General features: G+C 40.6%; 6 protein-coding genes. 4 read left to right on the top strand and 2 right to left on the bottom strand.

Annotated features, from left to right (window positions below; all coding sequences use genetic code 11):
- The first annotated feature begins 1,075 nt into the window (after positions 1 to 1,075).
- Positions 1,076 to 1,444, top strand: coding sequence for a hypothetical protein (locus tag LMJ53_RS16355; protein ID WP_229588389.1), 369 nt, complete (start codon positions 1,076 to 1,078; stop codon positions 1,442 to 1,444).
- A 423-nt stretch (positions 1,445 to 1,867) separates the two neighbouring features.
- Entirely contained in the window at positions 1,868 to 3,421 is a 1,554-nt protein-coding gene (locus tag LMJ53_RS16350) for a Fic family protein (RefSeq protein ID WP_229588387.1), read from the top strand.
- A 119-nt stretch (positions 3,422 to 3,540) separates the two neighbouring features.
- Here LMJ53_RS16350 and LMJ53_RS16345 read toward each other — a convergent pair whose 3' ends face one another.
- Complete coding sequence (locus LMJ53_RS16345; protein ID WP_267867547.1) at positions 3,541 to 5,709, bottom strand: ammonia-forming cytochrome c nitrite reductase subunit c552; 2,169 nt, start codon at positions 5,707 to 5,709, stop codon at positions 3,541 to 3,543.
- 311 nt (positions 5,710 to 6,020) lie between these two features.
- Entirely contained in the window at positions 6,021 to 6,929 is a 909-nt protein-coding gene (locus LMJ53_RS16340) for a LysR family transcriptional regulator (RefSeq protein WP_229588383.1), read from the bottom strand.
- A gap of 74 nt (positions 6,930 to 7,003) precedes the next feature.
- Here LMJ53_RS16340 and lldD point away from each other — a divergent pair, with 74 nt between their 5' ends.
- Together lldD and LMJ53_RS16330 are read left to right on the top strand one after the other, a co-directional pair.
- Positions 7,004 to 8,179, top strand: a complete 1,176-nt coding sequence (gene lldD, locus LMJ53_RS16335; RefSeq protein WP_420778862.1) for an FMN-dependent L-lactate dehydrogenase LldD — start codon at positions 7,004 to 7,006, stop codon at positions 8,177 to 8,179.
- Positions 8,180 to 8,345: 166 nt separating this feature from the next.
- A complete protein-coding gene (locus tag LMJ53_RS16330; protein WP_229588381.1) occupies positions 8,346 to 10,538 on the top strand; it encodes a bifunctional rhamnulose-1-phosphate aldolase/short-chain dehydrogenase in 2,193 nt (730 codons plus the stop codon).
- The last annotated feature ends 5 nt before the right edge of the window (positions 10,539 to 10,543 follow it).

Below are 10,543 nucleotides of genomic sequence, written 5' to 3'. Positions count from 1 at the left end.
AAAGAACCGACGTATATCGGGTTGTTTTAAAGCAGGCATACATAACTCTCATTGTTGGCAACACAGAAAGATATGATGCGTGATCAGTCAGCAAATAAAAGATGTGATGGCCGGACGCTTACCTTCTTTCTGACGGTTGTTTTCAAATTGTGATAATAAAAGGCTTGGCACTAGCAGTGCCAGTAATGGCGTTGTGAATTAACAATGATTGGTAAAAAACGTTTTTAAATGAGTGGTCCTGTAAGTGCAATTAACCAACTGGATTCTTATCCACGGCGATTTTTTACCTCTTGAGGTGTGCATGGGTAAGGGGGTTAGTGGCGTGATGCTATATTCACGGCGATTTTTTACCTCTCTAGTTGCCCATGAGTAAAGGTATTTGTAGTGGTGGTGGAATGCTATATCCATGGCGATTTTTTACCCCCCAAGGTGCACGTGTATAAAGGCGTTTAGCGGTGGGATGCCTATATTTACGGCGATTTTTTACCTCTTGAGGTGCCCGTGAGCAAAGGGTTTTAGTGGCGTGACGCAAAATCCACGGCGATTTTTTACCTCTCGATGTGCACATGGGTAAAGGGGGTTAGTGGCGTGATGCTATATTCACGGCGATTTTTTACCTCTTGAGGTGCGCATGGGTAAAGGGGGTTAGTGGCGTGATGCTATATTCACGGCGATTTTTTACCCCTACAAGGTGACCGTGAGTGAAGGGGGGTGTGGCATGATGCAAAATCCACGGCGTTTTTTTACCTCTTGAGGTGCCGATGGGTAAAGTAGGTTAGTTGCGTGATTCAAAATTCACTGTGATTTTTTACCTCTCGAGGTGCCAGCCAGTGTGTGAAGGCGGTTAGTAATACTGCTGCAAAATTCAAAGTGATGCTTTACCTAGCCAAGTTTGGGATGCCCATTTTAAGTGGCGTAATACGGATCAATTTTTATTACGAATAATACAACCGATGCTAGTGTGTATTCATTAAAAATGAGAATTGGTCTGTAAAATACCAAGTGTCTTGTTTTTTACCGTTGAACAATCTAGTTTTATATTTTGTATTGTAATTAACCGTTGCGAGGATACGAATTGACGCCGTTCAAGATAGGTTCTGCACCAGAGCAGGGTATTGAGCAACCAAAGGCGTGGGCAGAGGCGTTTTTTACTACGATTGATCACCTAGCTGCTTTTGTTGATCTTCCTCCTCAGTCTCTTAAAAGGCCAGAGCGTGTAAAGCAATCGAAAGTGCAAACGAGGTTAATCGAGATCCATGCACTATTACGTCGGGTGCGGCCCTGGTTTAATTCGGATCAGGCTGCATGGGCATGGTATATCGGTGAGCCGATTGTCGCTTTTGAGCAATTAACGCCATCAAAAATTATTAAAAAATTTCATGGCTCAGGTGTTGAGGCATTGAATGATTGGATCACAGAGCGAGAAATGGGCGGTTTCAATTAGTGGCATTTTGCTAAACTGAGGTAGTTTAATAATCCACTATTGATATCCCACCTCTATTTCTTGATCTAATGCGGTTAGTTCAACAAGAACAGTGAGTCTTGTGTGTTAGAAAAAGCAGGCTAAGAAATTAGTACATCCGGCACAGACAGGCCACACGCTCTGGCCAACGACATGACAAACCATTCATTTTGAGTACTAAAGTAATAGACCGTAGTGTCAGTATGTTCGGGTTTTAAAATGTGCGTTGATAGTCTGCTATTCCTACATCATGAAGTGCATTACTGTCTGTAGAAAGCGTATAAGTAAAACTGTGTTTTTTTAAGTAAAACGAGTGGCTTGTAAGTGGAATGGTTGGTTTGTAAGTGTTACCTTAAATATATAAGTATTTTATCTTTAGTGATAACTAACAAGGTATTCTTACAGATGAGCCCAATAGGGTACACCTACCTAAATCAGTTTTACAAACTACTGCTTCCGAAGCTGAATGTCGAGGTCTTTGCTGATAAATCAGTGTCAGCAGACAGCATAGTAGATTTTGGTTCATCTAAAAGAAGAGTGATACCTGCCACAAGAAAAATTACCGACTCACCCTATGAGCACATGTGCGCTGCAATTAAATACCAAGGTATTCGTCTTCATTTTTTTGCTGCAATATTCAAAGTCATTGATGTAAATGAATTTGCAGATTTCATTCGAGCATCACCACAATCAAAATATAACAGAGTGCTGTGGTTTTTGTTCGAATGGCTAACTGATGCAGAACTCCCCATACCCGCATTGACCAGTGGGAACTACATCACGCTGTTTGATGATGCGTTTTACTATACTTTAAAAGACGGCATTCGGCACAAAAGAATGCGTGTCATAAACAATGCTATTGGGAACAGAGACTACTGCCCAACAGTAAGAAAAACAAAGCAAATTCAGAAAATTGCCGGCATAGATGTTTATGAAACTGCCTATACAAAAATGCAATCGTTGGGGGATGTATTATCAACCGATATTTTGGGACGTTCTATAAATTATCTCTACTCGAAAGAAACCAAATCATCGACTGAAATTGAGAATGAGCGCCCTGATAAACAGAGAATGCAGCGGTTTTTGAATGCGGTCAAAAATGTTGGTCTGTTTGAGTTAAACAAAGGCAAACTGATTGATATCCAAAATCAGATTGTCGAAGAGAGGGTTAGAGCTAACGATTACAGAACGGATGAAATCTATGTTGGCAGCACGATCCAACGGTATAATATCGTTGATGAGGATGTGCATTACATAGGTCCACTGGCTAAACATGTACCTGGAATGATGGCTGGGTTGTTAGCTACGCATGAGAATCTGATGTTAGACAGATCTATGCCTGCCCTGATCCATGCATGCATCATCTCGTTTGGTGAAGTTTATATCCATCCTTTTATTGATGGTAATGGCAGATTGCATCGATATCTGATCCATGACGTGATGAAACAACGTGAAGCGAAACATAAGTTTATTATTCCTGTTTCTGCGGCAATTTTAAGAAATCCGGAAAAGTATGATCAGGTTCTGGAGAGTATTTCCAGACCAATTTTATCGATGCTTGATTATTCCTTTTCGGATGATTCAAAGATCGTAATTAACAATGACATCGAATACATGTATCGCTACCCAGACTTTACCGAGCATGTGAAATTTGTCTACGACATGATGGAAACCGCAGTTTCTTCAGAGCTCATCGAAGAAGTCTGCCTGATTATCTGTTTTGATACCCTGAAAGATCATATCAATAGCACCTTCGATATATCGAACAAAAATATCGATGTGCTAATTTCGTTGCTTTTAAGCAATGGTGGAACGTTATCTAAAAGCAAACAGAGCTATGTACAGCAGTTTATTGAGCTTAAGCACTTACCTGGAATTGAGACTGCAGCAAAAGGTATCATTGAGAAAATTTTCTCCCAATTCTCTGTAAACATACCCGAGCTGATGAATCGAAAGTAAAATTCAGCGGTATGTGTTTTGCGGACTTTCTTTGTTGACATTATTCACCTCTTTAAGCGATTGTATTTACTTAGCAAGGTGTCCAAAAGTGCTGGTACGGATCAGTGCTCGTTGATTTTTTAATGACTATTTTTCAATTTCATAAAATAGCTAAACGACCCTTGATCACCCAGTTTTTGGGATAGTGACAAACCAAGGTCAATCAGACTGGCATCTTTCTGATAAGACAGACCTTTTTTTAGCGCTTCAATACTTTGCGGTATCTGGCCAGTATTGTCTAATGCCAAAGCGTAAATATACCAATTCTGCACATTAGATGGGTTTAGCTCGGTTGCTTTTTTGAAATGAAAAACTGCCTTGGTTTTATTGGATTTGCGAATGTTGAACATACCAATTGAATAATGGATCAGGTCGCTTTTTGGCATCGAGCTAAGTGCTTTTTCTAACACGGACTCCTCCTTGGCCATTAAATTCTGCGAGCGATAAAGTTCTGCAAGGTTGATGTAATTCGCTTCAAAGTAAGGATCTACTATAGTTCCTTGTTTAAGAAGTGTCTCAGCCTGTTCAATATTGCCCTGCTCATATTCAATTAAACTCTGATTAAGGTTACCTTCTCCGCGCCACTGACTAATTGCATTCGACGCAGTAAGTTCACTGAGTGCATTTTTATAAGATGAAGACGAAATGCCCAAACCAACAAGGTTGTTTGCGGCAGCAACACGGATTGCTTTGTATTCATCTTCTAATAAACGTGGATAGGTTTTTAACCTTTCTCGTGGAGGAAGTGCCCGTCCGGCCTGTGCTACAGCCAAGCGTAAAAGAGGCTCTTCGCTTAAGATAAACGGACGTAATTCGCTGTCTGTTAACGCTTCAATACGGCTTGGTAATATAGCTAATAAAGTGGCTCTTTTTATGATTGGCAATGATTTTGCCTGCAATAGTTTAAGGATAGCCGCCTTGGTGAACTTTTCACCATGAATGAAGGCGATGTATTGTTCTTCTTCAATAATTAAAGTTGAGTCTCGCCCGTACCATTTTGATAACTGCTCGGCAACCCACGCGTTGCTTTTCTCATGGCAATTGATACATGCATTAGGCGCATCGGTTTTTTCAGAAACACGTGGGGAAGGGATGCTAAAACTGTGGTCTCGCCTTGCATCTACGCCCATATAAGTGCGCGTTGGCATATGACAGTTCACACACTGACTGGCTTCGCTGTTGCTGGGGTGCTTAGTGTGTTTTATACCATCGTAGGTGTTCGCTGCATGACATTGCAAACATAAGCCATTCCCCTCAACCTTAACTTTCATGGTATGGGGGTTATGGCAGTCGATACAGTTAACTCCGGCTTCATACATACGACTTTGCAAGAAAGAACCATAAACAAATACCTCTTCGTGAATTTGTCCATCAGCAAAATAGAGTGGAGGCATTAAAAATGACGGTGTGAATTGATCTAAAAACGTCTGTTCAGGATTTATTCCATTGGTAAGTGGCGAGCGCAAAGAGTGACAACCAAAGCAGCTCTCCATAAAATTATTATCGCGTTTTGCTGGTTGGTACTTTCCGTCAATTTCCTCATGCCAGCTTGCTATTTTGTCACCTTTTTTGAATAGCCACTTGCCCACTGCTTTTATGTCGTTTGAAGATAAACCACTAAGCAAATTTGGCGTTTTTAATAAGATTTCAGGTCTTTGAGTTTTATTTGCTATGTAATGGTTGGTCATATCGCCATGGCAAGAGGCGCAAGACACATTGATATTGTCGAATTGGCTGTTGAAGCTAAGGCTTTCGTTATCGAAATTGCGTTTTAAACCGGTTGAGTGGCAGTCAGCACACATTCCATTCCAGTTTTGCATGGGCTGTTTCCAATGAAGCCTGTCATTGATGCCGATGTCTTCTGCTGGGTGATTTGGATACCAACGCTGCCCCCCCTCATTCTGTTCTCGACTATCCCAGGCAAAAGGAAAAACCTGATATTTGCCATTTGGTGCTGGCACCAAATACTGCTGTAGTGGATAATGCCCAAAGGTATATATGACTTCATAAGTGTTGGTGGTTCCTGCCTCTGTTAAATCAATCAGGAACTTGTCTTTACTTCTATAAAATTTAGCTTTTTGCGAATAATGAGTTATTTCAACATCGTTAAAGTTAGCCAGAACGTTATCAGGATCCGCAGTAGCCATTGATTTTGCATGGTCAGACTGCAGCCATTGTTTAACTTGTTCTGTATGACATGAAACACAGTTTTCTTGGTTAGCTTCGCAGTGAGAGCTGACCAGATACAAAATGAACGCGAGTGCGAAGAATATGGGCTTCAATTGCTTAACTTCTTTTGTTGTATGAACACGGGTCTCTCAAGTTTTTTAGCTATACTTAACGTCGATTGAAAATTTGAAGTATTAATTGTCATTAAATGCGCCTTAATTGCTAACAATACTTTCAGTGAGCGTGCGTTAGTTTTTTCCTTCGATAAAGCTCGCTTTAAAAGCCCCGCGACATGCCAAAATCGACAAGCAGTAATTTTCGTTTTAATGACAGTCATTTTAAGAAAATCTGTTAATCATAATGCATCATAGTAAATCAAAAGCAATCTCATTTACATAATGTTGAAGTAAGATGCTTTATGTTGATAGGCAGCTTTAATACAATCAATTAATTCAGAGATCTTTTTCGGAACTTTCTTTACATAGGGATGAATAGCATAAACGCCTATATTCCTGGTTATAGGAGCGCCAAACAGAGTGATTAAGCTGCCATTCTGAATATCATCATGTACTAAACATTTTGGGACATAAACAACTCCATGCCCACACAACGCCGCCTTTCTTAATGCAGCAGCATTGTCGGAAGAAAATGATCCTGACACTTTTACCGTAATTTGTTCTTTTTCATTTTTGAATTGCCAGTTGTTACCCATCGATGCTGGATGTGTGTAGGTTAAGCAATTATGTTGGTTTAAAGCTTGCGGTTGTGATGGTTTTCCAAATCTAAGTAAATAATTATGTGACGCGCAAACAACCCATTGTGAATCTATAATATGTCTGGCTTTTAGGCTAGAATCCTCTAGTTGGCCCGTTCTTATCACTAGATCTACGCCTTCTTCAACAGGGTTTACAAATCGATTCTCCATTGACATATCAATCGTTAACTTCGGATGTTGAGCACAAAAGCCGACGATAGTCTCTGCTAGCAACAGGTCACCAGATATAGTAGGGACCGACATTTTTATATGCCCTGTTAAACTTCCATTTTTATCAGAAACTTCGTTTAACGCCTCTTGAGTGGTATCCCTAATTATTATGGCCCGACCTAAAAGTGTTTTACCTGCTTCTGTTAGTGAGAGGGTGCGAGTGGTTCGATAAAGTAACTGTGTATTGAGTGATTCCTCTAGACGAGTAATACGTTTGCTCACCACTGAATTAGTTAAGTTATTCTGCTCTGCCGCTTTGCTGAAACTGCCTAATTCAACGACCTGAGCAAATAAAATCAGATCATTTGCTTGCATTCAGTTTATTCAAAAATGGAATTAAAGTTTTTCATTAATTACATAAATGAAATAAAAAGGAAAGTGTAAGATGGATGAACATTCATTTTAAATGGTTTTCAAATATGATCATTTCTTCACCTTCAGACTATCGACTAGCAGCGAAATCTAAATTACCGCCGTTCTTATTTCACTATATTGATGGTGGTTCTTACAGTGAGACAACATTAAGTAAAAATGTGTCTGATTTGCAGAATATCGCTTTAAAGCAAAGAGTACTGAAAAACATGTCGGAACTGGACTTGAGTACTGAAATATTTGGAGAATCTTTCTCTATGCCGATTGCCTTGTCACCAGTTGGATTAACGGGGATGTATGCCAAAAGGGGGGAGGTGCAGGCTGCGATGGCTGCTGAACAGAATGGTATTCCATTTACGATGTCTACGGTATCTGTGTGCCCAATAGAGGAAGTCGCACCGGCTATCTCCCGGCCTATGTGGTTCCAGCTCTATGTCCTTAAAGACAGAGGATTCATGAAAAATGTACTCGAAAGAGCTAAAGCAGCAGGTGTAACCACTTTAGTATTTACCGTTGATATGCCTGTGCCAGGAGCAAGATATAGAGATATGCATTCTGGAATGAGCGGTTCAATGGCATCTATACGCAGATTTTTGCAGGCCGTAACACATCCTAGTTGGGCATTAGATGTTGGATTGTTGGGTAAACCACACGATTTAGGCAATATTTCAACCTATCGAGGTAAGCCCACTGCATTGGGGGATTATATTGGCTGGCTGGGTGAGAACTTTGACCCTTCTATTTCTTGGCAAGATATTGAGTGGATTAGAGCATTTTGGGATGGCCCTATTGTGATCAAAGGTATATTAGATGTAGAGGATGCAAAAGATGCGGTTAGGTTTGGTGCTGATGGAATTGTTGTATCTAACCATGGTGGCAGACAATTAGACGGCGTCTTATCTTCAGTTAAAGCGCTGCCAGCAATCGCTGATGCAGTAAAAAGCGACATTAAAATATTTGTTGATTCAGGTATTCGCAGCGGTCTGGATGTTGTTCGTATGCTTGCATTAGGTGCGGATTGCGCAATGTTGGGAAGGTCGTATATTTATGCCTTAGCGGCTGAAGGCAAAGAAGGTGTTCATAACTTGCTGTCGCTCTATCAGAAAGAAATGCGAGTTGCTATGACATTATGCGGTGCAAAAAAGGTTTCTGATCTAAGCCGTGAATCCTTGATAAGTAGCGGCTTAGTCTAAAAGTGTGCGCTTTGTTTCAAGCTTTTAAGCTAGTTCCCGGATAAATAAACCACTATACGTGATTGAAAGTGATTAAATTTGCTTGACTGTGGAGTGTCAGCCTGTAGTATTACGATTAATTTTGATTTAATTCGCCTAATCCTTACATCTAGGAGTTTCATATCCAATGGCAAGCAAAAAAATACAATTTAATCACGTTAACTATCTATGGAATGACGAGGTTGCAAAATCTTTAAACCCCGTTGACGGCTTAGTATATCGCTCAAATATTTTGGGAGCGGATCAGCGTATTACAAACACTGGTGGTGGAAATACATCGGCAAAGATTTTAGAAGTAGATCCGCTTACCGGAAATCAAGTCGAAGTGCTTTGGGTGAAAGGTTCTGGTGGCGATCTACGTACTTCCAAATCAGATAACTTTTCATCCTTGTATATCGATAAACTTCAGGCATTAAAAGACATTTATTACAAATCTGATGAGGTAGGAGTAAAAACACAGATTGAAGACGATATGGTCGATATGTATAGACATGCAACCTTTAACTTGAATCCTCGAGCAACGTCAATTGATACTCCACTGCATGCATATATTCCTTTCAAACATGTTGATCACATGCATCCCAATTCAGTTATTGCTGTCGCTGCCAGTAAAAACTCCAAGAAATTAACGGAAGAAATTTGGGGGGGCGAGCTTATTTGGACTGAATGGCAAAGACCAGGATTCGATTTAGGCATGAAATTACAGCAAATCTGCAATGATAATCCAAATGCCAAAGGTGTTATTCTTGCCGGCCATGGCGTTATCAATTGGGCAAATGACAATAAAGAATGTTATGACCTTAGTCTTGATATTATTGAAAAAGCCGCTGAGTACATTGAAAAACACGACAAAGGTGAAATGACATTTGGCGGTCAAAAGTACATTACGTTGGAAGAAGATGCTCGCAAAAAAGTACTGGTAGAAATTGTTCCTTTCCTGAGAGGATTAGTGTCTTCTGAGAAAAAACTAATAGGTACTATTCAGCAAGATGACAATTTATTACGGTTTGTCAATTCTGTTGATGCCGCTAGATTAGCTGACTTGGGTACATCATGTCCTGACCATTTCCTACGTACAAAGATCAAACCTTTATATGTTGCTTGGAATCCACAAACCGACTCTGTAGAAAAATTGAAGACTTTATTGAAGGACGGGATAGAGGCCTATCAGCAACAATATACTGACTATTATGAAAACTGTAAGCACGATAACTCACCCGCACAGCGTGCTTCTTCTCCATCAATATGTCTAATTCCCGGCGTGGGCATGATTGCCTGGGGTAAGAACAAAAGTGAATCCAGAGTTACAGCAGAATTTTATAATTGTGCTATTGAAGTCATGCGCGGTGCGGAAGCAATCGATGAATATATTGCTTTGCCACAACAAGAAGCATTTGATATTGAGTATTGGCTGCTTGAAGAAGCGAAGCTGCAACGTATGCCGAAAGAGAAGTCCTTAGCTCGAGATGTGGTTGTTGTGATAGGTGCCGGCGACGGAATTGGTAAAGAAACGGCATTCAGAGTAGCACAAGAGGGGGCACATGTAGTTTGTGCTGATTTGAGATTAGATGCAGCTAAAATAACTGCTGATGAACTTGCTTTGAAGTATGGGCAAGGAATAGGTGTTGCTGGTTCGGGCATTTCAGGTTGTGGAACTGCTATTGCACAAAGTGTAGATATTACCAATCGTCAAAGCGTAAGAGAGATGTTTGAAAATGTTATTCTTGCTTACGGTGGCATTGATAAAGTGATTGTTACTGCAGGAGTTTTCCTCGCTCCAGGTCAAGCTGGAATGAGCAATGATGAGATGTTTGATATTAGTTTTGCTGTTAATGTCAAGGGTGGATATATCGTGGGTACGGAAGCCAACTCTATTTGGCAGGCGCAAGGTTTACCCGGTGCGTTGGTGCTCACGACAAGTGTTAACGGTGTGGTCTCGAAGAAAGGCTCACTTGCTTACGATACTAGTAAGTCTGCAGCTAACCATTTAGTTAGAGAGTTAGCGGTATCATTATCACCTCTAGTGAATGTAAATGGACTCGCCCCAGCAACAGTGGTTAAAGGCAGCACTATGTTTCCAAGAGACAGGGTAATCGCATCGCTTAAAAAGTATGATGTTGTTTACAGTGAGTCAGATTCTGACGATGAGTTGCGTGATAAATTAGCTATGTTTTACGCCCAGCGAACTTTAACTAAACAGCCTATTACACCTGCTGATCAGGCAGAGGCAGCATATCTTCTGATCTCTGGTCAGTTAAGTAAAACCACAGGACAGATTATCAGTGTGGATGGCGGGTTAAGTGAAGCGTTTTTACGCTAAAAACA

Origin of the sequence: Rheinheimera sp. UJ51, assembly GCF_020819615.1 — a bacterium.
Taxonomy (GTDB): Bacteria; Pseudomonadota; Gammaproteobacteria; order Enterobacterales; family Alteromonadaceae; genus Alishewanella; species Alishewanella maricola.
This window is presented reverse-complemented; position numbering and strand designations above follow the sequence as displayed.

Coding starts and splice junctions, on each gene's coding strand:
- LMJ53_RS16350 (WP_229588387.1), top strand. CDS start 1,868: ATGAGCCCAATAGGGTACACCTACCTAAATCAGTTTTACAAACTACTG.
- lldD (WP_420778862.1), top strand. CDS start 7,004: ATGAACATTCATTTTAAATGGTTTTCAAATATGATCATTTCTTCACCT.
- LMJ53_RS16330 (WP_229588381.1), top strand. CDS start 8,346: ATGGCAAGCAAAAAAATACAATTTAATCACGTTAACTATCTATGGAAT.
- LMJ53_RS16340 (WP_229588383.1), bottom strand. CDS start 6,929: ATGCAAGCAAATGATCTGATTTTATTTGCTCAGGTCGTTGAATTAGGC.